This is a genomic window from Rhizobium sp. 768_B6_N1_8 (genome assembly GCF_051811225.1).
Classification (GTDB): domain Bacteria; phylum Pseudomonadota; class Alphaproteobacteria; order Rhizobiales; family Rhizobiaceae; genus Rhizobium.
In genome coordinates, this window is the sequence record NZ_JBPWPV010000001.1 from 1,707,272 (window position 1) to 1,729,607 (window position 22,336).

Here is a 22,336-nt window from a genome sequence, read left to right on the forward strand (position 1 = left end):
GCCATGATCTATGTCGATGCGGACGCCTGCCCCGTCAAACCCGAAATCCTGAAAGTGGCCGAACGCCTCGGCATGGAAGTGACCTTCGTCGCCAATTCGGGCCTCCGCCCGTCGCGCGATCCGATGGTGCGCAACGTCATCGTCTCCAACGCCTTCGACGCTGCCGACAACTGGATTGCCGACAATACCGGCCCGACAGATGTGGTCGTCACCGCCGATGTGCCGCTTGCGGTTCGTTGCGTTGCCAAGGGCTCCTTTGTCACAGGCCCGACCGGTCGCGTCTTTGATGAAACCAATATAGGCATGGCAAGTGCCATGCGCGATCTCGGCGCGCATCTGCGTGAAACCGGCGAGAGCAAGGGCTACAACGCTTCCTTCAGCCCGAAGGACCGTTCGCGTTTCCTGGAAACCTTCGACCGTCTCTGCCGCCGGGCAAAGAATGCATGATCATCGCCTTGCGCGCTGAAATCGGGTGGCATGGCAGCTATGCCAATTCCTAGCTTGAACTCGGCCGTTCCCTCGCACATATGGGATGTGACGCAGACGACTGCGGCGCTTGGATCAGTCCGGGCGCAAAGTCGCGGGGACGGCCTCGCTCTTGACAAGGAGAGTATGATGGCTTGGTTCCTACTTTTTCTCGCTGGCCTTTTTGAATGCGGTTGGTCAATCGGTCTGAAATACACCGATGGCTTCACCCGTCCGATGCCGACGATCCTCACGGTCATTTCCATGGTGGTGAGTATCATCCTGCTCGGTCTTGCCGTCAAAAGCCTGCCCATTGGCACCGCGTATGCGATCTGGACCGGTATCGGCACGGTCGGCACTGTGCTGCTCGGCATCTGGCTTCTGGGGGACGCGGCAAGCGCCTCTCGTCTGATCTGCATCGCGCTGATCGTCGCCGGCATTGCCGGCCTCAAAATGACCGCCTGAAAGAGAAGTATCTGAAATGAAGAAGAGGCTGCGAGCGATGAAGCACCCGCAGCCTCTTCTGTTAAAGCATGTCGCGCAAAAGTGTGCAGCGGTTTTGCGACAACGACACGCGTAAAAACAAAGACCTAAAGCGCAGCAAGCCGATCTGAAAGATCGCGACGCGCTTTAGGCTGTCGCGTTTCTGTTATCGACGGACCATGCACCGGCGCCGGCAAAGAACAGGTAGAGGAAGACGAAGCAGAACAGGATCGCGCCGTCGCCCTGGTTGAGAGCCGGGAAAAAGCTGTGCGGCATATGCGCCATGAAATAGGCGATCGCCATTTCGCCCGACAGCAGGAAGGCCACCGGCCGTGTTGCGAAGCCGATGAGAATGAGGATACCGCCAAAGGTTTCCAGCAGTGCCGCTACCAGGAACAAAGTGGACAGCGGGCCGTCGCCCTGCGCTGCCGGGAAGCCAAAAAGCTTCATCGTTCCGTGCTCGATGAACAGAAGCGCGGTCATGATTCTGAGAGCGGCCAGACCATAGGGGCGGTAGGCGGATAGACGCTCGAAAGTTGACATAAAGACTCTCCTTAAGGGTGTACTGCCGAGCGTTACCGTGTCTCTAACAGGGATTGAAGACACAGTTTGCTGACAGGCGTTCACAACTTCGACAGTGGATAAACACCTGAAGAACCTCCTTTATCCGTTCACAACGGGATGTTGTCGTGCTTCTTCCAGGGATTGCTGAGATCCTTGTTCCGCAGCATCTTCAGGCCGCGAGCCAGTCGGCGCCGTGTCGAATGCGGCATGATCACCTCGTCGACATAGCCCCGCTCGGCCGCCACGAAAGGCGACAGGAAGCGATCCTCATACATTTTCGTATGCGCCGCGATCTTTTCGGGATCGGCGATATCCTTGCGGAAGATGATTTCGACGGCGCCCTTGGCGCCCATGACGGCGATCTGCGCCGTCGGCCACGCATAGTTGAGATCGCCCCGCAGATGTTTCGACGCCATCACGTCATAGGCGCCGCCGAAGGCCTTGCGGGTAATGACGGTCAGCTTCGGCACGGTCGCCTCCGCATAGGCGAAGAGCAGTTTGGCGCCATGCTTGATGAGCCCGCCATATTCCTGCGCCGTGCCCGGCAGGAAGCCCGGCACATCGACGAAGGTGACGATCGGAATGTTGAAGCAGTCGCAGAAGCGCACGAAGCGCGCCGCCTTGCGCGAGGCGTCGCTGTCGAGCACGCCGGCAAGCATCATCGGCTGATTGGCGACGAAACCGACAGTCGAGCCCTCGATGCGCCCGAAGCCGCAGACGATGTTCTTGGCGAAGCTCGCCTGTATCTCGAAGAAATCCCCCTCGTCCGCCACCTTCTGGATCAATTCCTTGATGTCGTAGGGCTTGTTGGCATTGGCCGGGATCAATGTATCCAGCGAATTGTCGGCATCGGTCACCGACTGGTAACATTCGATCTCAGGCACCGGCGAGATGTTCGACTGCGGCAGGAAATCGATAAGCCGGCGCACCTGCAGGAGCGTATCGACATCATTGTCATAGGCGCCGTCGGCAATCGAAGAGCGCGTCGTATGCACACTCGCGCCGCCGAGTTCTTCGGCCGTAACAGTCTCGTTGGTGACGGTCTTCACCACATCGGGACCGGTCACGAACATGTAGGACGTATCGCGCACCATGAAGATGAAATCCGTCATGGCAGGCGAATAGACGTCGCCGCCCGCGCACGGTCCCATGATGACGGAGATCTGCGGAATAACGCCAGAGGCCAGCACATTGCGCTGGAAGACCTCGGCATAACCGCCAAGGGCTGCGACACCTTCCTGAATGCGCGCGCCACCCGCATCATAGATGCCGATGATGGGCGCGCGGTTCTTCAGCGCCATATCCTGCACCTTGATGATCTTCTCGGCATGGGCTTCCGAGAGCGAGCCGCCGAAGACGGTGAAATCCTTGGCGAATACGAAGACGGTACGGCCGTTGACCGTGCCCCAGCCGGTCACCACGCCGTCGCCGGCAATGCGGCTCTTGTCCATGCCGAAATCGGTGGAGCGGTGCTCCACGAACATGTCGAACTCTTCAAAGGAATCTTCGTCGAGAAAGAGATCGATGCGTTCGCGCGCCGTCAGTTTGCCGCGCTGGTGCTGCGCGTCGATGCGCGCCTGTCCGCCGCCGAGACGGGCGATACCACGGCGGCGTTCGAGCTCTTCCAGAATATCCTTCATGATCTCCCCTCGCCGCTGTTGACGGCCGATTTTACAGCTAGAGCAATTCCAGCAAAAGTGTGCAGCGGTTTTGCGTCCGGAATTGCGTTAAAACAAAGAGATAGATCACTTCCGGGTTTCGAAGAAAAACGAAATGATCTAGCGTCCGCTGAGTGCGAAGGCGGAGCGCACGCGCGCCGCGATATCTTCTGCCAGAATGTCGTCGGCCAGATCAGGATCGGCAGTCAAGCTTGTGACTTCGAAGGAGGTCACGGCGATCACAGATCCGTCTTCGACGGAGGCGGCATCGATGCTCACCTTGGCGACATTGCGGTCCTTCTGGAACCCGAGGCTCTTTGTGACGGAAACGACGCGGATCGTCAGCACCACGCGCGGCAATTCGCTGGTACGGACCGTCGCGCGAATCGCGGCATTGACACGGTCGCTGATGCCGGAAAGCAGTTCCGCCGACATAGTCGTGCTCGAGAGCACGACGGCGCTGCGCACGTCATAGACAGGCTTTTCCTGCTTCTTCGGCATGAGGCTGGCGCAGGCCGTTAGCGCCACGCAAACAAGCGCTATCAGGCAAAATCTCGACCTCGGCCAATTCATTCCAAATTCCCGCACATCCCCGTCTGGAGTCGCAGATTTGGTCATAAAGCCCATCAACGCAATATGATTCAGGCCCTTAGCGCGAAAAAAACATCCGTTGCGGCTTTAAAATCCTCAAAACGCTTGGCCCGGCGCTGCTCGGCTTCTTCGTCGCTTCCCCAATGTTCGATGGTCCAGTCCTCATCGAGATGGCCGAGCGACCAGGCTTCGTCAGGCGTGATCTCGCCTTCGGCAATGGCAAGCGCCAGCAGCGCCGAACCGGTGATCGTCGTCACCGTGTGGAGCGCTGCCAGCTCCAGTGCGCTGTCGTGCCGGCGCAGTGCCGAGCCGAAGGCGGCGATTGCCTCGCGTGGCTGCTCATGATGCATCACGCCCTCGACGAGGATGAAGCGCGCGCCGAGATCGGCGGCTGCCCAGTCGAGCACCGGATCCCAGCGCTCCGTCTGCCGCTCGACAAGCTTTTCCGGGCCATCGGCGCGGTAGCAGAGCAGGTCGCTCGATGAAAAGCGCAGGATATCCTCGAAGACCGCCTGCGTGTCGGTCGCGACACCATCGATTGCCGTGTTGACGAGGCGCGTCACCGGCATCAGCGACGGATCGATCACCTCGGCCTGCGCATCCCATTCGGCGGCAACGAGCTTTGCCAGCGTCTCGCTCGGCACGGCCAGGATCTGACGGGCGGGCGTGCGCACCATCTTGCCATCGAGTTCGATCGCAAAACGATCCTCGTGGGGCGCAACGGCAACGGCCTGATAGAAGCGCTTCGGCAGCGGCTTCTTCATCTGGATCTGCGCGCGGCGGATCGGATCGGGATGGCTCAGGCCTTCGGAAAGGTCGTTCAGCAGGTCGCGCATGGGCTCACCTCAGGAAAAATGGCGCAATATCTCGTTCGGATGATAGGCAATCGCATCGGCGCCGTTGGCGATCAGCTCATCCACGCTGGCATAGCCCCAGGCAACGCCAATCGCCTTGGCACCGGCAGCCTTTGCCATCTGCATATCGTAAATCGCGTCACCGATGACAACGGCATCAGCGGCATTCATGCCGGTTTCGTCGCAGCATTCCGTCACCATGGCCGGATGCGGCTTGGAGGGGCAATCGTCGGCGGTGCGCGCGACGGTGAAATGCTTGTCGAAGCCGTGCGTTTCCATGACAAGGTTCAGCCCGCGCCGGGACTTGCCGGTCACCGCGCCGATCAACAGATCCTCGCGCCCGCTGATGGCGTCGATCATCTCGCGGATGCCGGGAAAGAGCGGCTCCCGGTAGTCGAGATCCTGCCGCACGACCGAAAACAGCGATTTGTAATGCGCCGTCATGTCGATATCTTCCTGCTCGACATGCGGCCTGCCCTGCATGCGGGCAATGGCGATATCCAGCGTCAGACCGATAATGGCCTTGGTGTCTTCAAATCGCGGTTCCGGCTTGCCGAACTTATCGAAGGTGCGGCGCATTGTTTCGTGGATCAGCCCGGCGCTGTCGACCAGCGTGCCGTCGCAATCAAAAAGCGCGAGCTTCATTCGCTGTCCCTTTCAGCGCCTGCGAGGTCGAGACCGAGAAGGTTCCAGGTCTGCACCATATGCGGTGGCAGTGGCGCGCTGACGCGCAGGCGCCCGCCCGAGGGGTGCGGAATGTCGATGTGACGCGCGTGCAGATGCAGCTTCTTCTGGATACCGCCGGGGAAATCCCAGTTGGGATCCTCGTCGTAATATTTCGGATCGCCGATGATCGGGTGGCCGATATGCAGTGCATGGACGCGCAGCTGGTGGGTGCGGCCGGTATAGGGCTCCATCTCCAGCCATGCGAGGTTCTGTGCCGCCGTCTCCAGGACGCGGTAGAAGGAAATCGCGTGATCGGCGCCATCCTCGCCGTGCTTGGCAATGCGCATGCGGTCACCATCGGCCGTCGGTTCCTTGACGAGCCAGGTCGAGATCTTGTCCTCGTGCTTGCGCGGCACGCCCTTCACCAGCGCCCAGTAGGTCTTCTTGGTGTCGCGCTCGCGAAAGGCGGCCGTCAGCTTCTGGGCGGCACCGCGCGTGCGGGCAATGACGAGTACACCTGATGTATCGCGATCGAGGCGGTGAACGAGGCGTGGCTTCTCGCCCTTCGGGCTGGTCCAGGCTTCCAGCATCTGGTCGATGTGCCTTGCGACACCGGAGCCGCCCTGCACCGCAAGGCCGGGCGGCTTGTTGAGCACGATGACCTTTTCGTCTTCATGCAGCACCATGCGGGAGAGAAGCTCGAAATCACTCGAATGCTTGAGGTCCTTGCCGGCGATCGGCCCGGACTTCGCCTTGGCATCGACATCGAGTGGCGGTATGCGCACCATCTGGCCGGGCTGCACACGCGCATCCGATTTGACGCGGCCGCCATCGACACGCACCTGGCCGGAGCGCAGCAGCTTCTGCAGCGGACCGAAGCCGAGCCCCGGATAGTGGATCTTGAACCAGCGGTCGAGCCGCATGCCCGCTTCATCGGGCTCCACCTTGATGTGTTCTATACCTGCCATGGAATTCTTTCGGAAAATATGGGCGCGGTCGGAGCCGGCGCCTCTCTTGCCGCTGCCTTTAGAGCATTTTTCACAAAACGGAAATCGGAATCGAAATCAGAGCCACACGCGCATCAGGCCGAGGCCGGCCATGACGGCAACCATCGAAAGCCCGACGCTTGCTGTGATATAGATGCCGCCGGCAAATACATCACCGCGCTCGAACAATGTGATCGCATCCAGAGAGAAGGCGGAGAAGGTGGTGAAACCTCCGAGAAAACCGGTGATCAGCAGCAGCCTCAGCTCCACCGATGCATTGAAACGGCGCATGATCATCTCGGCAAGGACACCGATGATGAAGCAGCCGACGACATTGACGATAAGCGTGCCCCAGGGAAAGCCCGGCCCCATGAGCCGCAACGAACCCAGGCCGACATAATATCTCAGAAGCGAACCGATTGCGCCGCCGACCGCGACGAGCAGAGCCTGGAACATGCCTCCGGTTTATTGCGATTCCATCCTGATTCCAATCGCATCTGCGGAATTCTTGCCATTCGGTAAAATGCGAATGATTTTCTTAAGCCGAACGCGAAGATCGCACCGGTATGACGGGCGCATGACACAGCTTGTTTCCATATCGGCAAGTACAGCTGCCCTCGCCTTCGAATCCCTGCGCATTCCTCAGCGCGTGGCGACGGGCACGGCCGCGCGGGAGGCCCGAAAGATTGCCGAACGCCAGCTCAATCAAAGCGGCGAAGATCCGGAAGAATCGACCAATATCATCCAGAATACCGAAGTTGCGCTTGATCTCATGACCAAGGGTTATCGGCAGCCGCAGGCAGGCTTGCAGCAGGCCCTGCAGTCCTACGAGGATGTCTGAGATTTAAATATTGCTGGGAGGAGCAAGGCCCGCGACTTTGGTCGCGGGCTTTTGTTTTTCAGCGCTTATTTGCCTTGCGCCGACAGCACGTTCAGCACCAGATCGACCTTGCCGGCCTTTTCGAAAGTCAGTGTGACCGGTACTTTGTCGCCCTGCTTGAAGGGCGTCTTCACCTTCTGGAACATCAGATGCAGGTTGCCGGGCGAAAGCTCCACGGTCTGGCCTGCGGGAAGCGCAATGCCATCCTTCAGCTCGCGCATCTTCATGACATTGTCCTTCATGGCCATCTCGTGAAGCTGTACCGCGCCGGCATCGGGCGACGTGACCGACACAAGGCGGTCATCGGTCGAGCCGTTGTTCTTCACTGTGAAGAAGCCGCCGCCAACGGGTTGGCCGGGCAGCATCGCTTTGGCAAAACCGCCGGAGACTTCGAGATCGCCGACTTTCACGACGTCGCCGTCAGCGGCCATGCTCAGGGAACCCATGTTGCCCATGTCCATGCCCTGCATGTGCTGATGGTCCTGGCCGACAGCGGATCCGGCAAAGCCGCAAGCGCAAAGCAGCGCCGCCAAAGCTGATGTCCTGACAATCTTCATCGAATATCTCCTCGCTCTCAGAGCCTTTCCTGGTCAGAATGTTTCAATCTAACCAGGAAAGGCTCTCGGCTGCCGATAGCCAATTTCGCCTGCGAATGCAAAAGCCCATTTGCCGCGGACCGCAGCCGGGGTTTCAGAGCCGCGACAAAAATTTGTGCGGTCGCGACATTTTGCTTGCCAAGGCCTGCCACCCCCGGATAATTGCCGCAACCTTGTTGGGAGAATCCGGCGCGCAATGCCGGTGCCGAAGGAGCAACCGCCCCGGAAACTCTCAGGCAAAAGGACCACAAGGGGCAGACGGAACTCTGGAGAGAGGCGTTCTCGAAACGTCCGCCGAAGGGATAACAATCTCAGGCACAGGGACAGAGGGGGCTCAAGGAGACAAGGCGCAACCGCGCCTTCAGTTTTGAGCCCGCGCCCGGAATATCCGGCGCAAACCCCGGAGGCGTCGTTTGGACGATACTGCTGCCCTCAAGAAAACCCCGCTACACGCGCTGCACCTGTCGCTCGGCGCCCGCATGGTGCCTTTCGCAGGCTATGACATGCCGGTGCAATATCCGGCCGGTGTCATGAAGGAACACCTGCAGACCCGTACCGCCGCCGGTCTTTTCGATGTCTCCCATATGGGCCAGCTCATCATCAAGGCGAAGTCCGGCAAGTATGAGGATGTGGCGCTTGCGCTCGAAAGCCTCGTGCCCGTCGATATTCTCGGTCTTGCCGAAGGACGCCAGCGCTACGGTTTTTTCACGGATGAGAATGGCGGTATCCTCGACGACCTGATGATCGCCCATCTCGACGACCACCTCTTCGTCGTCGTCAACGCTGCCTGCAAGGAACAAGACATCGCGCACCTGCAGAAGCATCTTTCCGACACCTGCGAGATCACCGTCCTCGACCGCGCCCTGATCGCACTGCAGGGCCCGCGCGCCGTCGAAGCGCTGGCTGAACTCTGGGCAGATGTCGCCGCCATGAAGTTCATGGACGTGCGTCACTGCCGCTTGCACGACGTTTCCTGTCTCGTCTCGCGTTCTGGCTATTCCGGCGAGGACGGCTTTGAAATCTCCATTCCCACCGACAAGGCCGTGGATGTCACCAACCGGTTGCTCGAGCATCCCGATGTCGAGCCGATCGGCCTTGGCGCCCGCGACTCGCTGCGCCTCGAAGCCGGCCTCTGCCTCTATGGCAACGACATCGACACGACCACCTCGCCGGTCGAGGCGGCCATCGAATGGGGCATGCAGAAGGCCCGCCGCACCGGCGGTGCGCGCGCCGGCGGTTTCCCGGGTGCAGATCGCATTCTCGGCGAGCTGGACAAGGGTGTGGCCCGCAAGCGCGTCGGCCTGAAGCCTGAGGGCAAGGCGCCGGTGCGTAGCCATGCCAAGCTCTATGCCGATGCCGAGGGCAAGACCGAGATCGGCGAAGTCACCTCGGGTGGTTTCGGCCCCTCCGTCGAAGGCCCTGTCGCCATGGGCTATGTTCCGGTCTCCCATGCCGCAGCCGGCACGCAAGTCTATGCCGAAGTGCGTGGCAAGTATCTGCCTGTCACCGTTTCCGCCCTTCCCTTCATCACGCCGACCTACAAACGCTGACCCCTATTGCGAGAGGATTTTTCCATGCTGAAATTTACTGCTGAACATGAATGGCTGAAGCTCGAAGGCGATGTCGCGACCGTCGGCATCACCACCTACGCTGTCGAGCAGCTCGGCGACCTCGTTTTCGTGGAATTGCCTGAAGTCGGCGCTACCTTCTCCAAGGATGGCAATGCTGCGACAGTCGAATCCGTCAAGGCGGCTTCGGATGTCTACTGCCCGCTTGATGGCGAGATCGTCGAGGTTAATCCGGCCATCGTCGCCGACCCGTCGCTCGTCAATTCCGATCCGCAGGGTGCTGGCTGGTTCTTCAAGCTCAAGCTCAAGAACCTTGCCGATGCCGATGGCCTGCTCGACGAAGCGGCTTATAAGGAGCTGACTGCGTAATGACGACGCCTACCGAATTCCAGTTCACCGACTATCAGCCCTATGACTTCGCCAACCGTCGTCATATCGGCCCCTCGCCGTCTGAAATGTCGGATATGCTCGGCACCATCGGCTACAAGAGCCTCGATGCGCTGATCGACGCCACCGTGCCGCCATCGATCCGCCAGAAGGCGCCGCTCCTCTGGGGCGCGCCGATGACGGAGCGTGAAGCGCTCGACAAGCTGCGCGAAACCGCCAACAAGAACAAGGTTCTGACCTCGCTGATCGGCCAGGGCTATTACGGCACGATCACGCCGCCGGTCATCCAGCGCAACATCCTGGAAAACCCGGCCTGGTACACAGCCTACACGCCCTACCAGCCGGAAATCTCTCAAGGGCGCCTTGAAGCGCTCCTGAACTACCAGACGATGATCTGCGACCTGACCGGCCTCGACGTCGCCAACGCCTCGCTGCTCGATGAAGCGACGGCCGCTGCCGAAGGCATGGCCATGGCCGAGCGTGTCTCCAAGTCGACGGCCAGGGCATTCTTCGTCGATGCCGACTGCCATCCGCAGACGATCGAGCTGATCAAGACCCGTGCCGAGCCGCTCGGCTGGAGCGTTATCGTCGGCAATCCCTTCACCGATCTCGATCCGGTCGATGTCTTCGGCGCAATCTTCCAGTATCCGGGCACGCACGGCCATGTGCGCGATTTCAGCGGCCTGATCTCCCGCCTGCACCAGACGGGCGCCATCGCTGTCGTTGCCGCTGATATCCTGTCGCTGACGCTTCTGAAGTCGCCGGGCGAAATGGGCGCCGATATCGCGATCGGTTCCTCGCAACGCTTCGGCGTTCCCGTCGGTTACGGTGGCCCGCATGCGGCCTATATGTCGGTCAAGGATGCCATCAAGCGCTCCATGCCCGGCCGTCTCGTCGGCGTGTCCGTCGATGCCCGTGGCAACCGCGCCTATCGCCTGTCGCTGCAGACACGCGAACAGCATATCCGCCGCGAAAAGGCGACGTCGAACATCTGCACCGCGCAGGTCCTGCTCGCCGTCATGGCCTCCATGTATGCCGTCTTCCATGGTCCCAAGGGTATCAAGGCGATTGCCCAGCAGGTCCACCAAAAGGCCGTGCTGATGGCCAAGGGCCTGGAAAAGCTCGGCTACAAGGTCGAGCCGGATACCTTCTTCGACACGATCACCGTCGATGTCGGCCACATGCAGGGCCTCATCCTGCGCGCAGCCGTCGCCGAAGGCGTCAACCTTCGCAAGGTCGGCCAGACGAAGATCGGCATGTCGCTCGACGAACGCACCCGCCCGGCAACGCTGGAAGCCGTCTGGCGCGCCTTCGGCGGCAATTTCCAGATTGCCGATTTCGAGCCGTCCTATCGCCTGCCGAAGGATTTGCTGCGCACCAGCGAATACCTGACACACCCGATCTTCCACATGAACCGCGCCGAAAGCGAAATGACCCGCTACATCCGCCGGCTCTCGGACCGCGATCTGGCGCTCGACCGCTCGATGATCCCGCTCGGCTCCTGCACGATGAAGCTGAACGCCACGGCCGAAATGCTGCCGATCACCTGGCCGGAATTTTCCGACATCCATCCTTTCGTGCCGGCCGACCAGGCGCTCGGCTATCGCGAAATGATCGATGACCTGACGGAAAAGCTCTGCGCTGTCACCGGCTACGACGCTTTCTCCATGCAGCCGAATTCCGGCGCGCAGGGCGAATATGCGGGTCTTCTGACTATTCGCAATTACCACATTGCGAACGGCCAAGGTCACCGCGACGTCTGCCTGATCCCGACCTCGGCGCATGGCACCAACCCGGCTTCGGCCCAGATGGTCGGCATGAAGGTCGTGGTCGTCAAGGTCCGTGAAAACGGCGATATCGACCTCGACGATTTCCGCGCCAAGGCGGAGCAGTATGCGGATAATCTCTCCTGCTGCATGATCACCTATCCGTCGACGCATGGCGTGTTCGAGGAAACCGTCAAGGAAATCTGCGACCTCGTGCATCAGCACGGCGGTCAGGTCTATCTCGACGGCGCTAACATGAACGCCATGGTCGGTCTGTCCCGCCCTGGTGACATCGGCTCCGACGTCTCGCACCTCAACCTGCACAAGACGTTCTGCATCCCACATGGCGGCGGCGGTCCGGGCATGGGCCCAATCGGCGTCAAGTCGCATCTGGCGCCTCATCTGCCCGGCCATCCGGAAACGGACGGCCGTTCGGGTGCGGTCTCCGCAGCAGCTTTCGGCTCGGCCTCCATCCTGCCGATCTCCTGGAGCTACTGCCTGATGATGGGCGGCGAAGGCCTGACGCAGGCGACGAAGGTTGCGATCCTCAACGCCAACTATATCGCGGCTCGTCTGAAGGGCGCTTACGACGTGCTCTACAAGTCGGCTGCCGGCCGTGTGGCGCATGAATGCATCATCGACACCCGCCCGCTGGTCGACAGCTGCGGCGTGACCGTCGATGACGTCGCCAAGCGCCTGATCGACTGCGGCTTCCATGCACCGACCATGAGCTGGCCGGTTGCCGGCACGCTGATGATCGAGCCGACCGAGTCCGAGACCAAGGCCGAACTCGACCGCTTCTGTGAAGCGATGCTGGCGATCCGTCAGGAAGCCCGCGACATCGAAGAGGGACGTTCGGACAAGCTGAACAACCCGTTGAAGAACGCTCCGCATACGGTCGAAGACCTCGTCGGCGAATGGGATCGCCCCTATTCGCGCGAACAGGCCTGCTTCCCGCCCGGTGCCTTCCGCGTGGACAAGTACTGGTCGCCGGTCAACCGCGTCGACAACGTCTATGGCGACCGCAACCTGATCTGCACCTGCCCGCCGGTTGAGGCCTACGCAGAGGCAGCTGAATAGCAGTCAGGCCAGACGCCCAGCGTTGAGCAATCCAAGCCCCTTCCATCATGGGAGGGGCTTTCCTAATTCTGGTAGAGAATGCGCGAAGAAAGGCCACAACAAATGCCCCAGGATCAAAGCGAAGCCAGAATGCAGGCGCCATGGTCGAAGCCTGTACTCCTCGCCCTCGAAGAGCCCGGCCAATACGTGACCATCGATAATACCCAGGCTGCCTCCTGGGCGATGATCGAGGACTGGCCGACGGAAGATGGCGCCGCACTCGACCAGGCGCTGCTGATCTGCGCCGACGTCATCAAGGGCAAGCGCACCGGCGAGGATGCACGCAAAGCATTCATCGCCGCCGCAGTCGAAGCGGGCCTCGATATCAAGGCCTGAACGGCGGCGATTGGCAAGGAGCTGCGGAGACGGATGATGCGCAGCTATGCATTCCTGACGATGAAGGACAGCCGCCAGACTTTTTCGGGACTTTCATCCGCACTAGTGAACCATTTTCGGTTCTCTGCGTAACTATCGTTGCTGGACGCTGTAAAACCAGCAGGGAGAAGGGTCGCCTGCCCCTGTACCGGGCACCCTTCTCCTGTATCGCCTTACGCGCCGGGTTAACCTTACTCTCTAACCGTCGATCGAAACTCCGTTCGCCTGCGAACGTAATTTCTGGCACAAAGACACTACGCCCCTCGTAGCTCAACGTAAGAGCAGCTGTCTGGTTTGCAGCCGATCCAGGTTCAATTCCTCGGCAGGGGCACCAGTTTCCCAGTCCCCCTGCTTTCTATCTGCGTCGAAGCGGGACGATTTGCTGCTTAGAAGCGCTCGCCAACCAGCTCTTCGCTCCTGGCCCACAATGCCTTGGCCGTCTCGGGATTTAGCGCGTAGGAACGCACCCCCTCGGAAATCGGGCTGATCTCGGCATCCGTCACTTCGGAGACGTGGCAATTCTCGCAATATCTGCCGCCGACCGCATCTGCCGGGGCGACGAAACCTGCCCAGACGGAGGTAGCTGCACCTTGGGGAATCGTCTTCCACTGGAAGGGCGGTTTGCCCTCGGCGGCGAGTGCCGCATTGATCTGCGCCATTATGCCTTCGATCATGCCGGGGTCGAGATGACGGCCGAGCTCGGTCTGGATGCCGCCGGGATGCAGTGCCGTTGCACGGATGCCGCGCTCGCCAAGACGCCGGTCGAGCTCCACCGCGAACAGGATATTTGCGGTCTTCGACTGGGCATAGGCTGCCCAGGGCTCATAGGTCTTGCTCTCGAAATTGAGGTCGTCGAGGCTGAAAGGTGCCATGCGATGGCCCGAGGATGCGACGATCACCACGCGGCCGCCGGATTTGACGAGTGACGCGATGCGGTTGACCAGCACGAAATGACCGAGATGGTTGGTGCCGAACTGCGTTTCGAAACCATCGGCGGTGCGTCCGAAGGGAGCGGCCATCACTCCGGCATTGGCAATGACGACATCGAAGGGGCGGCCATCCGCAATGAGCGCATCGGCGCATGCGCGCACGCTTGCCAGAGAGGCAAGATCGAGCTCGACGATATCGAGGCTGCCGCCATTGGCAGCACCGGCGCGCACGACTTCCGTTGCCGCCCTCGCCTTTGCAAGGTCACGTGCCGTGCCCACCAACTGCGCCCCGTGGGCTGCCAGCACGCGCGCGGTTTCCACGCCGAGGCCAGCCGAAACACCCGTCACCAGCACGCGCTTGCCCTTGAGATCGACGCCGGCGAGCACCTCGTCGGTGGTCGATGTCGCGCCAAAAAGTCCACTCATGATTATCTCCTTGATCATGGACGCACCGCTCCGGACTGGTGAACCATTGCCCACCGGCCTCAAATGGAATAAAAGGAGGATGCCTCCAGATAAATACGGAGGGCGCCTCCGCTTATCAAGGGGACTTCTCGTAAATGGCCGAAAAAAGTGACGGGTCCACCGTCCGAAAGCCGCGTGCGGATGCCGAACGCAACCGCCTTCTGTTGATGGAAACGGCAAAGACCGTATTTGCCGAAAAGGGTTCCAGCGCCAGCCTGGAGGAAATCGCCCGCATTGCCGGCGTCGGCATCGGTACGCTCTATCGTCATTTCCCGACGCGCGATGCACTGGTTTCCGCCATCTACCGCAATGAGACGGCGCAGCTTGCCGCTGCCGCTAAAAGCCTCGCCGAAACGCATCCGCCTGTCGAAGCGCTCCGCCTGTGGCTTGTCCAGTTCGTCGACTATGTGGTGACGAAACATGGCATGTCCGAAGTGCTGGATTCGCTTGTTGGCGGCACCTCCGAGCTCTATGCGGATTCTGCCGATTTGATTATCGGTGCCGTCAATCTGCTGGTGGAGCGCGCAGTCGCCACCGGAGAAATCCGTCTGGCGATGGACCCTCTCGACATTTTGCGCGCGCTGGCGGGCGGCGCAAGCATCAGCTGCGGCCCGGCTTGGCGGAATGCAGCGAGGCAACTCATCGATATCCTGATTGCGGGTATGAAAGCCGGTCGCTGAGGCTGTCGTGCCATTCCGGCACAGCCGTCCCAGATCCCCTCGCCTTTCGCTAACCGAAGCCGTTCAGCATTCCCTAAATCCTTGTCGGTAAAACGCTGGATGTCCGGAAATAGGGAAACGGTCGATGAGCATTTCTGCAATTACGCATACGGCTCTCTCGGGAATGCTGGCGCAGTCGACGCGCGCAAGTGCGATCGCCAACAATGTCGCCAATGCGAGTACGCCGGGTTATGGCCGGCTGAACACCAGCTTCCAGTCCGTCGAACCTTCAGGCGTGCAGGCAAGCGTCACCGAGACGGATCAGGGCGTGGATTTCGCGACCGAGCTGACCGACCTCGTCGAGACCGAACAGAGCTACAAGGCAAACGCATCAGTCTTTGAGACCGGGGCCGATCTCTGGGATGTGCTGATGAGCATCAAGCGCGATTAAAGCGCCCTTCGCTATACGATCGAATAAGCCACCGAACCGAGCGCCACCGCGCCGAAGGCGATCAGCATATAGCTCGTCGCTCGGCCGACTTTCGCCGTGAAATCGGCCGAGAGCCGGTCTCTTGCAAGGCTGACCGCGCCACTGAGGCAAAACCACCAGAGGAGCGACCCCAGGAAGACGCCCGAGACGATCATCGCCGAGCTGAAGCGGCGCGTCTCTTCGGTCAGGCCGAGGCCGGCAAACAGCGCTCCGAAGGAGAGGATCGTCGCCGGATTGGAGATGGTCAGCAGGAAGGTCGAGATGGTCGTGTGCAGGAAGTCGGCCGCATCGATCTTCGCAGCCTTTATCTTTCCTTTGTTCTTCAGTCCCCGCCAGCCGAGCCAGAGCAGCATCAGCCCGCCGCCGAGTGCCAGCGGAATAGTGGCTGTCGACATGGCCTCGGAGAAAACAGCAATCCCGGTCACCGCGACCAGCGCGTAGCTCGCGTCACCCAGCGCCGTCCCCAGCCCGCCGGAAAAACCGTACCAGAACCCCTTCTCGAGGCTTCTGTTGATGCAGAGCGTTCCGATCGGCCCGAGCGGCGCGGTGATGATGACGCCCAGCAGGGCGCCCTTCAGGAACAGAAAGAGCATTGTCCGCTTCGTTTCTTCTTGGTCGCTTGTCGGTCTCGGACAGGCTCATAAAAATCAAAAGGCCGCCAATTATGGCGGCCATCAGGCAATTTCAATGAAAAATTGCTTAGCATGTCGCGCAAAAGTGTGCAGCGGTTTTGCGATAACGATATGCGCAAAACAAAGACTTAAAGCACGTCACGCGATCGGAAAGATCGCGACACGCTTTAATGCTGAGCCGGAACCACGGCATCGCCGCGTGCGGCAAGCGCTGCCAGATCGGCGGGCTTCAGCTCGACGGACTCACCGCAGCCGCAGGCCGATGTCTGGTTCGGATTGGTGAAGATGAAGCCGGAACGTAGCGTCGTCGTTTCGAAGCCGAGTTCGGTGCCGAGCAGGTAGAGAACGGCTGACGGCTCGATCCAGACCTTGGCACCGTCACGCTCGATCAGGTCGTCCTTGGCATTGGCCTCCATCACCAGGTTGATGGTATATTCCATCCCGGCGCAGCCGCCTTTCTTGATACCGACACGAATGCCCTTGGCATCCGGTCCACCGTTGCCAACGATCGCCTTCACGCGTTCTGCGGCAGCTTCCGTCATGCTCATTACTGCAAAGCCCATGGGCTCAATCTCCTTCCGCAACCGGGGTCAAGATCCGGTGCTTCATGATTCAATGTAAGGCGATCACCTTAATCGATCAATACCAGCCGACAGCGACCTGCGCCTCTTCGGACATGCGCTCCGGCGTCCACGGCGGATCGAAGGTCATGGCGACCTCGACGCCCGAAACGCCTTCAACAGCGCCGACGGCATTTTCCACCCATCCCGGCATTTCGCCGGCAACCGGGCAGCCGGGGGCCGTCAGCGTCATCATGATCTTCACCATGCGGTCGTCTTCGATGTCGATCTTGTAGATGAGGCCGAGCTCGAAGATGTCTGCTGGAATTTCCGGGTCATAGACGGTCTTGAGAGCGCCGATCACGTCGTCGCTGAGACGCGCCAGCTCCGCTTCGGGAATGCTGGAATGCACGATGCCTTCGCGTACGTCGATCTTCTCTTCATTCAGGCTCATGGCTTCTTCCTCAAGCAAAGAACTTGCGCGCATAGTCGAGCGCATCTGCGAGCGCATCCACCTCGGCGCGGGTATTATACATGCCGAAGGATGCACGGCATGTGGAGGTCACGCCGAAGCGTTTCAAGAGCGGCATGGCGCAATGCGTGCCAGCGCGAACGGCAACACCCTGGCGGTCGATCACCATCGAGACGTCATGGGCATGAATGCCCGCCAACTCGAAGGAGAAGATGGCGCCCTTGCCGGGCGCATTGCCGAAGACGCGCAGCGAATTGACCGCCTTGAGCCGCTCCTCGGCATAGGCAGTCAGATCCGCCTCGTGGGCCGCGATATTCTCGCGGCCGATCTTGTCCATATAGTCGAGCGCATAACCAAGCCCGATCGCCTGCACGATCGGCGGCGTGCCAGCCTCGAAACGGTGCGGCGGATCATTATAGGTGACGATATCCTCGCTCACCTCGAAGATCATCTCGCCACCACCCTGGAAGGGCCGCATCTCCTTCAGCCGGTCCTTCTTGCCGTAGAGCACGCCGATGCCCGACGGGCCATAGAGCTTGTGACCGGTCATGACGTACCAGTCGCAATCGATATCCTGCACGTCGACGGGCAGATGCACGGCACCCTGCGAACCGTCGATCAGCACCGGAATGCCGCGCTCATGGGCAATGCGGCAGACTTCCTTGACCGGAACGATGGTGCCGAGCGCATTCGACATATGGGTGATTGCGACGAGCTTGGTCTTGTCGGTCAAGCTCTTCTCGAAATCCTCGATATGGAAGGCGCCCTCGTCATCGACAGGAACCCAGACGAGCTTCGCGCCCTGCCGTTCGCGGATGAAATGCCAGGGCACGATGTTGGAGTGGTGCTCCATGATCGTCAGCACGATCTCATCGCCCTCGCCGATCTTGGGCATGCCCCAACCGTAGGCGACGGTGTTGATCGCCTCGGTCGAGTTCTTGGTGAAGACGATGTCATCAACCGAAGGCGCGTTCAGGAAGCGGCGAACCTTTTCGCGCGCCGCTTCATAGGCTTCAGTTGCGGCATTCGACAGGTAGTGAAGGCCGCGATGCACATTGGCGTATTCGTGGCTGTAGGCATGCGAGATCGCATCGATCACCGCCTGCGGCTTCTGTGCGGAGGCGCCGTTGTCCAGATAGACCAGCGGCTTGCCATGCACCTTCTCCGCAAGGATCGGGAAATCCCTGCGGATGGCTTCGACATCATAGGCGGTTGCCGGCACGATCTTGTCCATGGCGATATCCGATCAGGCGTGCTTTTCCAGCCAGGCCGAAATGACGCCTTCCAGCGCCTCGACCAGGGCTTCGTCTTCCAATTCCTCGACGATCTCGGCAACGAAGGCGTTGACGAGCATCGCGCGCGCCTTGTTCTCCGGAATGCCGCGGGCCATCAGGTAGTAGAGATGGTTGTGGTCGATATCGGCAACCGTCGCACCATGGCCGCACTGCACGTCATCGGCGAAGATTTCGAGCTCGGGCTTGACCGAGAATTCGGCATCGTCGGACATCAGCAGCGTGTTGCAGGCCATCTTGGCGTCGGTCTTCTGGGCATCGGGCGCGACCCGGATCATGCCCTGGAAGACGCCCTTGGCGCGATCGAAGACGACGTTGCGGATCACTTCCGTCGAGCCGGTGTGCGGCACGTCGTGGCCAAGCACCATCGTTACGTCCGTGTGCGTCTCGGCGCCGAGCAGATTGATGCCGCGCAGCGTCAGATCGGCGCCCTCGCCCGTCACCTTGATATTCAGCTCCTGGCGCACCAGCTTGCCGCCGGCATTGATGACGAAGAGCTTCAACTTGGCGTCAGCGCCGAGATCGACGCGGATCTGGCCGAGATGCGTATCCTCAGTCCCCTGCTGCTGCAGGATGATCCAGGTCAGTTCCGTGCCCTGCCCGACCGTGATGTCACTGACATGCGACACGAGTGCGGCATTGTCGGTCACCGACTGGTGACGCTCGATGACGACACCCTTCACATTGGCGCCGAAGGCAACCGGTAGGCGGGTATGAATGTCGCCGCCGGCATGCACGAACTGGATTTCCAGCGGCTCTTCGAGCTCGGTGCCATCAGGCACGTCGATCACATAGCCGTCCTTGACGAAGCTGCCGTTGATGCGGCCGACCGCATCGTCGCGGCTGAGCGCGTCGAGATTGGCGGCGGCCGAACCGTCGGTCAGCTTTTCGGAATAGACCGAAACCGAAAGATCGCCGGCAGAAGCCTTGTGGACAGGCTTGCCCTGGATCACGGCAAGAACCGGAGAGCCGTCAACCAGCGGCTCCAGCGCTTCCGAGCCGGCGTCACCCGCCTGGGCCGGAATGTTGCGCAGCAGGTTCTTCAGGTCCGTATAGTGCCAGGCTTCGACGCGGCGCGTCGGCAGGCCTTCCCTCTTCAGGTCGTCGAGCAGCCGGTCGCGGAGCGCAGTGACCGCGCCATTGCCCGGCAGTTCGCCGATCTGCTGGTTGAACGCTTCGATCAGCGCCGCTTCGGCCGCGGTCAGGCGGCTCGTCGTTTGCATGTTCATGGACGTCGTCCTTTCCGCCACGCTCAGGCTGCGGCGCCGATGATGTCGGCGTAACCGTTGGCTTCCAGCTCATGGGCCAGCGTCTTGTCGCCGGACTTGATGACCTGGCCCTTGTAGAGAACGTGCACGGTATCCGGCACGATATAGTCGAGCAGGCGCTGGTAGTGGGTAATGACGATAACGGCGCGATCTGGCGAACGCAGCGCGTTGACCCCATCGGCCACGACCTTCAGGGCGTCGATGTCGAGGCCGGAGTCGGTTTCGTCGAGCACGCAAAGCTTCGGCTCAAGCAGCGCCATCTGCAGGATTTCGGCGCGCTTCTTTTCGCCGCCGGAGAAGCCAACGTTCAGCGGGCGCTTCAGCATCTCGGTGTTGATCTGCAGCTTGGCCGCAGCGTCCTTGACCCGGCGCATGAAGTCCGGCGTCGTCAGCTCGTCTTCGCCGCGTGCCTTGCGCTGCTCGTTCATCGCCACCTTCAGGAACTGCATGGTGGCGACACCAGGAATTTCGACAGGATACTGGAAGGCCAGGAAGATGCCCTTGGAGGCGCGCTCGGACGGATCGAGCTCGAGGATGCTCTCGCCATTATAGAGAATGTCGCCCTCGGTGACTTCGTAATCGCTGCGGCCGGACAGCACATAGGAGAGCGTCGACTTGCCGGAGCCGTTCGGGCCCATGATGGCGGCAACTTCGCCGGCCTTCACCGTGAGGTTCAGGCCACGGATGATCTCGGTGCCATCTTCGGCGATGCGGGCATGAAGGTTCTTGATTTCAAGCATCTTTGGTTCCTGCGTTTGGTCTGCGTAGCTCATCGGAGCCTCGCGCAATTTCTAAGACATCTGCATATTGTGCTCGGCGCTACCGCCAAAAGAAACGAATGACACGGAGAAACGCGACCGTTATGAGCCAAGGCCCTTCGAGAAATTCCGGGATATCCGGAAACATCTTTGCCGATTTTTCCATGCGCTGCCGGAGAAACATATAAGGCTGCTCCGGCGGCACTGCTGTCTCGTATCTTTGCTCGCGGGGGCCTATCTTCGACAGGATCTCTCCGCGCATATTCGTCAGGCGTTCAAGAATTCGCTTCTTGTCCGCCTCGCTCATGTCAGCCGACGCTGCCTTCGAGCGAGATGCTGATCAGCTTCTGCGCCTCGACGGCGAATTCCATCGGCAGTTCCTGCAGAACTTCCTTGACGAAGCCGTTGACGATCAGCGCGATCGCAGCCTCGGTCGGAATGCCGCGCTGCAGGCAGTAGAACAGCTGGTCTTCGGAGATCTTCGAGGTGGTCGCCTCGTGCTCGAACTGCGCCGTCGAATTTTTCGCCTCGATATAGGGCACCGTGTGGGCGCCGCACTTGTCACCGATCAAGAGCGAGTCGCATTGCGTGAAGTTGCGCGCATTCGAGGCCTTGCGGTGGGCGGAGACCTGGCCGCGATAGGTGTTCTGCGAAACGCCGGCGGCGATGCCCTTGGAGACGATGCGGCTCGACGTGTTCTTGCCGAGATGGATCATCTTGGTACCGCTGTCGATCTGCTGATGGCCGTTGGACACGGCGATCGAGTAGAACTCGCCTCTGGAGTCATCGCCGCGCAGGATGCAGGACGGATACTTCCAGGTGATGGCGGAACCGGTCTCGACCTGCGTCCAGGAGATCTTCGAACGGTCGCCGCGGCAATCGCCACGCTTGGTGACGAAGTTGTAGATGCCGCCCTTGCCGTTCTTGTCGCCCGGATACCAGTTCTGGACGGTGGAATACTTGATCTCGGCATCGTCGAGCGCGATGAGCTCGACCACGGCGGCATGCAACTGGTTTTCATCGCGCTGCGGCGCGGTGCAGCCTTCGAGGTAGGAGACGTAAGCGCCTTCCTCGGCGATGATCAGCGTGCGCTCGAACTGGCCGGTATTCTTCTCGTTGATGCGGAAGTAGGTGGAAAGCTCCATTGGGCAACGCACGCCCTTCGGCACGAAGACGAAGGAACCGTCGGTGAAGACGGCCGAGTTCAGCGTCGCATAGTAGTTATCGGTCGTCGGGACGACGGAGCCGAGGTACTTGCGCACGAGATCCGGCTGCTCGCGGATGGCTTCCGAGATCGACATGAAGATCACGCCGGCCTTCTTCAGCTCCTCCTTGAAGGTCGTTACGACCGACACGGAATCGAACACTGCATCGACCGCGATCTTCGGCTTCTGCACGCCGGCCAGGATTTCCTGTTCCTTCAGTGGAATGCCGAGCTTCTCGTAGACCTTGAGGATTTCAGGATCGACGTCTTCGATCGACTTCGGACCCGGCGTGCTCTTCGGCGCCGCGTAATAGTGGATCTCGTTGAAATCGATCTTCGGGTAGTCGACGCGCGCCCATGTGGGCTCGTCCATCGTCAGCCAGCGCTTGTAGGCTTCGAGGCGCCATTCGAGCATCCATTCCGGCTCCTGCTTCTTGGTGGAAATCAGGCGGATGATGTCTTCGGAAAGGCCCTTGGGTGCCTTGTCCATTTCGATGACGGTTTCGAAGCCGTATTTATACTGGTCCACGTCGATTTCGCGGACGCGATCGACTGTTTCCTGGACAGCAGGCATGTCACTCTCCAATCTCGCCGGATAAAAGGTCCGGCAGCTTGTCAGTGGGGCAATTACTTACCCCTGATGTAAGTG

25 protein-coding genes, 1 tRNA gene, 1 pseudogene and 1 riboswitch are annotated in these 22,336 nt (G+C 60.5%); of the genes and pseudogenes, 10 read left to right on the forward strand and 17 right to left on the reverse strand.

All coding sequences use genetic code 11. The features are described from left to right. Nucleotides 1-3: 3 nt before the first annotated feature. On the forward strand, nucleotides 4-447 hold the full coding sequence (locus AB8B33_RS08705) for a YaiI/YqxD family protein (RefSeq protein ID WP_007826122.1): 444 nt from the start codon (nucleotides 4-6) through the stop codon (nucleotides 445-447). Between the two features lie 168 nt (nucleotides 448-615). Then, on the forward strand, nucleotides 616-930 hold the full coding sequence (gene sugE, locus AB8B33_RS08710; RefSeq protein ID WP_439015051.1) for a quaternary ammonium compound efflux SMR transporter SugE: 315 nt from the start codon (nucleotides 616-618) through the stop codon (nucleotides 928-930). Nucleotides 931-1,095: 165 nt separating this feature from the next. On the opposite strand, the gene AB8B33_RS08715 is transcribed toward sugE, so the two are convergent. From AB8B33_RS08715 to crcB, 7 genes are all read right to left on the reverse strand, one after another. Beyond that, on the reverse strand, nucleotides 1,096-1,491 hold the full coding sequence (locus AB8B33_RS08715; RefSeq protein ID WP_439015052.1) for a DoxX family protein: 396 nt from the start codon (nucleotides 1,489-1,491) through the stop codon (nucleotides 1,096-1,098). Between the two features lie 128 nt (nucleotides 1,492-1,619). After that, the gene (locus tag AB8B33_RS08720) at nucleotides 1,620-3,152 is read right to left on the reverse strand and encodes an acyl-CoA carboxylase subunit beta (RefSeq protein WP_439015053.1); all 1,533 of its coding nucleotides are present in this window, start codon (nucleotides 3,150-3,152) and stop codon (nucleotides 1,620-1,622) included. A 138-nt stretch (nucleotides 3,153-3,290) separates the two neighbouring features. After that, complete coding sequence (locus tag AB8B33_RS08725) at nucleotides 3,291-3,743, reverse strand: hypothetical protein (RefSeq protein WP_439015055.1); 453 nt, start codon at nucleotides 3,741-3,743, stop codon at nucleotides 3,291-3,293. Nucleotides 3,744-3,811: 68 nt separating this feature from the next. Then, nucleotides 3,812-4,597, reverse strand: a complete 786-nt coding sequence (locus tag AB8B33_RS08730) for an ATP12 family chaperone protein (RefSeq protein WP_439015057.1) — start codon at nucleotides 4,595-4,597, stop codon at nucleotides 3,812-3,814. 9 nt (nucleotides 4,598-4,606) lie between these two features. Continuing rightward, nucleotides 4,607-5,260 carry an HAD-IA family hydrolase gene (locus tag AB8B33_RS08735; protein ID WP_439015059.1) on the reverse strand — a complete coding sequence of 218 codons (654 nt, stop codon included), beginning with the start codon at nucleotides 5,258-5,260 and terminating at the stop codon, nucleotides 4,607-4,609. Continuing rightward, a complete protein-coding gene (locus AB8B33_RS08740; protein ID WP_439015061.1) occupies nucleotides 5,257-6,249 on the reverse strand; it encodes an RluA family pseudouridine synthase in 993 nt (330 codons plus the stop codon). The genes AB8B33_RS08735 and AB8B33_RS08740 overlap by 4 nt, the downstream gene beginning before the upstream one ends. Before the next feature lie 96 nt (nucleotides 6,250-6,345). Beyond that, nucleotides 6,346-6,723, reverse strand: coding sequence for a fluoride efflux transporter CrcB (gene crcB / locus AB8B33_RS08745; protein ID WP_439015063.1), 378 nt, complete (start codon nucleotides 6,721-6,723; stop codon nucleotides 6,346-6,348). Between the two features lie 121 nt (nucleotides 6,724-6,844). Between crcB and AB8B33_RS08750 the strand changes: the two genes are divergently transcribed. Beyond that, nucleotides 6,845-7,108 carry a hypothetical protein gene (locus tag AB8B33_RS08750; RefSeq protein ID WP_439015065.1) on the forward strand — a complete coding sequence of 88 codons (264 nt, stop codon included), beginning with the start codon at nucleotides 6,845-6,847 and terminating at the stop codon, nucleotides 7,106-7,108. A 65-nt stretch (nucleotides 7,109-7,173) separates the two neighbouring features. Here AB8B33_RS08750 and AB8B33_RS08755 read toward each other — a convergent pair. Then, nucleotides 7,174-7,650: pseudogene (locus tag AB8B33_RS08755) on the reverse strand (copper chaperone PCu(A)C); the annotation flags it as partial. Nucleotides 7,651-7,909: 259 nt separating this feature from the next. Next, nucleotides 7,910-8,001: riboswitch (glycine riboswitch) on the forward strand. A gap of 155 nt (nucleotides 8,002-8,156) precedes the next feature. Here AB8B33_RS08755 and gcvT point away from each other — a divergent pair. The 5 genes from gcvT (at nucleotide 8,157) to AB8B33_RS08780 (ending at nucleotide 13,292) form a co-directional block, all read left to right on the forward strand. Further along, complete coding sequence (gene gcvT, locus AB8B33_RS08760; RefSeq protein ID WP_439015066.1) at nucleotides 8,157-9,293, forward strand: glycine cleavage system aminomethyltransferase GcvT; 1,137 nt, start codon at nucleotides 8,157-8,159, stop codon at nucleotides 9,291-9,293. A 24-nt stretch (nucleotides 9,294-9,317) separates the two neighbouring features. After that, nucleotides 9,318-9,680, forward strand: coding sequence for a glycine cleavage system protein GcvH (gene gcvH / locus AB8B33_RS08765; RefSeq protein ID WP_439015067.1), 363 nt, complete (start codon nucleotides 9,318-9,320; stop codon nucleotides 9,678-9,680). Next, complete coding sequence (gcvP, locus tag AB8B33_RS08770) at nucleotides 9,680-12,544, forward strand: aminomethyl-transferring glycine dehydrogenase (protein WP_439015069.1); 2,865 nt, start codon at nucleotides 9,680-9,682, stop codon at nucleotides 12,542-12,544. Before gcvH ends, gcvP begins: the two co-directional genes overlap by 1 nt. A 129-nt stretch (nucleotides 12,545-12,673) precedes the next feature. Continuing rightward, entirely contained in the window at nucleotides 12,674-12,919 is a 246-nt protein-coding gene (locus tag AB8B33_RS08775) for a DUF982 domain-containing protein (protein WP_025668662.1), read from the forward strand. A 297-nt stretch (nucleotides 12,920-13,216) separates the two neighbouring features. Further along, nucleotides 13,217-13,292: transfer RNA gene (locus AB8B33_RS08780), tRNA-Thr, on the forward strand. A 52-nt stretch (nucleotides 13,293-13,344) separates the two neighbouring features. Here the strand turns inward: AB8B33_RS08780 and AB8B33_RS08785 are convergent. Further along, complete coding sequence (locus tag AB8B33_RS08785) at nucleotides 13,345-14,313, reverse strand: SDR family NAD(P)-dependent oxidoreductase (RefSeq protein ID WP_439015071.1); 969 nt, start codon at nucleotides 14,311-14,313, stop codon at nucleotides 13,345-13,347. 134 nt (nucleotides 14,314-14,447) lie between these two features. Here AB8B33_RS08785 and AB8B33_RS08790 point away from each other — a divergent pair, with 134 nt between their 5' ends. After that, nucleotides 14,448-15,032, forward strand: a complete 585-nt coding sequence (locus tag AB8B33_RS08790; RefSeq protein WP_439015072.1) for a TetR/AcrR family transcriptional regulator — start codon at nucleotides 14,448-14,450, stop codon at nucleotides 15,030-15,032. A 124-nt stretch (nucleotides 15,033-15,156) separates the two neighbouring features. Then, the gene (locus AB8B33_RS08795; protein WP_113325603.1) at nucleotides 15,157-15,462 is read left to right on the forward strand and encodes a flagellar basal body protein; all 306 of its coding nucleotides are present in this window, start codon (nucleotides 15,157-15,159) and stop codon (nucleotides 15,460-15,462) included. Nucleotides 15,463-15,473: 11 nt separating this feature from the next. Here AB8B33_RS08795 and AB8B33_RS08800 read toward each other — a convergent pair whose 3' ends face one another. From AB8B33_RS08800 to sufB, 8 genes are all read right to left on the reverse strand, one after another. Next, on the reverse strand, nucleotides 15,474-16,094 hold the full coding sequence (locus AB8B33_RS08800; RefSeq protein ID WP_113325604.1) for a LysE family translocator: 621 nt from the start codon (nucleotides 16,092-16,094) through the stop codon (nucleotides 15,474-15,476). Between the two features lie 206 nt (nucleotides 16,095-16,300). Then, entirely contained in the window at nucleotides 16,301-16,696 is a 396-nt protein-coding gene (gene sufA, locus AB8B33_RS08805; RefSeq protein WP_113325605.1) for a Fe-S cluster assembly scaffold SufA, read from the reverse strand. Nucleotides 16,697-16,772: 76 nt separating this feature from the next. Continuing rightward, complete coding sequence (locus AB8B33_RS08810) at nucleotides 16,773-17,147, reverse strand: SUF system Fe-S cluster assembly protein (protein ID WP_113325606.1); 375 nt, start codon at nucleotides 17,145-17,147, stop codon at nucleotides 16,773-16,775. A gap of 10 nt (nucleotides 17,148-17,157) precedes the next feature. Further along, nucleotides 17,158-18,399 carry a cysteine desulfurase gene (locus AB8B33_RS08815; RefSeq protein WP_112968179.1) on the reverse strand — a complete coding sequence of 414 codons (1,242 nt, stop codon included), beginning with the start codon at nucleotides 18,397-18,399 and terminating at the stop codon, nucleotides 17,158-17,160. 12 nt (nucleotides 18,400-18,411) lie between these two features. Next, on the reverse strand, nucleotides 18,412-19,686 hold the full coding sequence (gene sufD / locus AB8B33_RS08820) for a Fe-S cluster assembly protein SufD (protein ID WP_439015073.1): 1,275 nt from the start codon (nucleotides 19,684-19,686) through the stop codon (nucleotides 18,412-18,414). A gap of 23 nt (nucleotides 19,687-19,709) precedes the next feature. Then, a complete protein-coding gene (sufC, locus tag AB8B33_RS08825) occupies nucleotides 19,710-20,465 on the reverse strand; it encodes a Fe-S cluster assembly ATPase SufC (protein WP_439015074.1) in 756 nt (251 codons plus the stop codon). A 79-nt stretch (nucleotides 20,466-20,544) separates the two neighbouring features. Then, a complete protein-coding gene (locus AB8B33_RS08830; protein WP_439015075.1) occupies nucleotides 20,545-20,790 on the reverse strand; it encodes a hypothetical protein in 246 nt (81 codons plus the stop codon). A 1-nt stretch (nucleotide 20,791) separates the two neighbouring features. Beyond that, complete coding sequence (gene sufB / locus AB8B33_RS08835) at nucleotides 20,792-22,261, reverse strand: Fe-S cluster assembly protein SufB (protein ID WP_310388190.1); 1,470 nt, start codon at nucleotides 22,259-22,261, stop codon at nucleotides 20,792-20,794. Nucleotides 22,262-22,336 lie beyond the last annotated feature (75 nt).

Excerpts from the sequence above, each read along its gene's own strand:
- AB8B33_RS08705 (WP_007826122.1), top strand. The coding sequence starts at position 4 with ATGATCTATGTCGATGCGGACGCCTGCCCCGTCAAACCCGAAATCCTG.
- sugE (WP_439015051.1), top strand. The coding sequence starts at position 616 with ATGGCTTGGTTCCTACTTTTTCTCGCTGGCCTTTTTGAATGCGGTTGG.
- AB8B33_RS08715 (WP_439015052.1), bottom strand. The coding sequence starts at position 1,491 with ATGTCAACTTTCGAGCGTCTATCCGCCTACCGCCCCTATGGTCTGGCC.
- AB8B33_RS08720 (WP_439015053.1), bottom strand. The coding sequence starts at position 3,152 with ATGAAGGATATTCTGGAAGAGCTCGAACGCCGCCGTGGTATCGCCCGT.
- AB8B33_RS08725 (WP_439015055.1), bottom strand. The coding sequence starts at position 3,743 with ATGAATTGGCCGAGGTCGAGATTTTGCCTGATAGCGCTTGTTTGCGTG.
- AB8B33_RS08730 (WP_439015057.1), bottom strand. The coding sequence starts at position 4,597 with ATGCGCGACCTGCTGAACGACCTTTCCGAAGGCCTGAGCCATCCCGAT.
- AB8B33_RS08735 (WP_439015059.1), bottom strand. The coding sequence starts at position 5,260 with ATGAAGCTCGCGCTTTTTGATTGCGACGGCACGCTGGTCGACAGCGCC.
- AB8B33_RS08740 (WP_439015061.1), bottom strand. The coding sequence starts at position 6,249 with ATGGCAGGTATAGAACACATCAAGGTGGAGCCCGATGAAGCGGGCATG.
- crcB (WP_439015063.1), bottom strand. The coding sequence starts at position 6,723 with ATGTTCCAGGCTCTGCTCGTCGCGGTCGGCGGCGCAATCGGTTCGCTT.
- AB8B33_RS08750 (WP_439015065.1), top strand. The coding sequence starts at position 6,845 with ATGACACAGCTTGTTTCCATATCGGCAAGTACAGCTGCCCTCGCCTTC.
- gcvH (WP_439015067.1), top strand. The coding sequence starts at position 9,318 with ATGCTGAAATTTACTGCTGAACATGAATGGCTGAAGCTCGAAGGCGAT.
- gcvP (WP_439015069.1), top strand. The coding sequence starts at position 9,680 with ATGACGACGCCTACCGAATTCCAGTTCACCGACTATCAGCCCTATGAC.
- AB8B33_RS08775 (WP_025668662.1), top strand. The coding sequence starts at position 12,674 with ATGCAGGCGCCATGGTCGAAGCCTGTACTCCTCGCCCTCGAAGAGCCC.
- AB8B33_RS08785 (WP_439015071.1), bottom strand. The coding sequence starts at position 14,313 with ATGAGTGGACTTTTTGGCGCGACATCGACCACCGACGAGGTGCTCGCC.
- AB8B33_RS08790 (WP_439015072.1), top strand. The coding sequence starts at position 14,448 with ATGGCCGAAAAAAGTGACGGGTCCACCGTCCGAAAGCCGCGTGCGGAT.
- AB8B33_RS08795 (WP_113325603.1), top strand. The coding sequence starts at position 15,157 with ATGAGCATTTCTGCAATTACGCATACGGCTCTCTCGGGAATGCTGGCG.
- AB8B33_RS08800 (WP_113325604.1), bottom strand. The coding sequence starts at position 16,094 with ATGCTCTTTCTGTTCCTGAAGGGCGCCCTGCTGGGCGTCATCATCACC.
- sufA (WP_113325605.1), bottom strand. The coding sequence starts at position 16,696 with ATGGGCTTTGCAGTAATGAGCATGACGGAAGCTGCCGCAGAACGCGTG.
- AB8B33_RS08810 (WP_113325606.1), bottom strand. The coding sequence starts at position 17,147 with ATGAGCCTGAATGAAGAGAAGATCGACGTACGCGAAGGCATCGTGCAT.
- AB8B33_RS08815 (WP_112968179.1), bottom strand. The coding sequence starts at position 18,399 with ATGGACAAGATCGTGCCGGCAACCGCCTATGATGTCGAAGCCATCCGC.
- sufD (WP_439015073.1), bottom strand. The coding sequence starts at position 19,686 with ATGAACATGCAAACGACGAGCCGCCTGACCGCGGCCGAAGCGGCGCTG.
- sufC (WP_439015074.1), bottom strand. The coding sequence starts at position 20,465 with ATGCTTGAAATCAAGAACCTTCATGCCCGCATCGCCGAAGATGGCACC.
- AB8B33_RS08830 (WP_439015075.1), bottom strand. The coding sequence starts at position 20,790 with ATGAGCGAGGCGGACAAGAAGCGAATTCTTGAACGCCTGACGAATATG.
- sufB (WP_310388190.1), bottom strand. The coding sequence starts at position 22,261 with ATGCCTGCTGTCCAGGAAACAGTCGATCGCGTCCGCGAAATCGACGTG.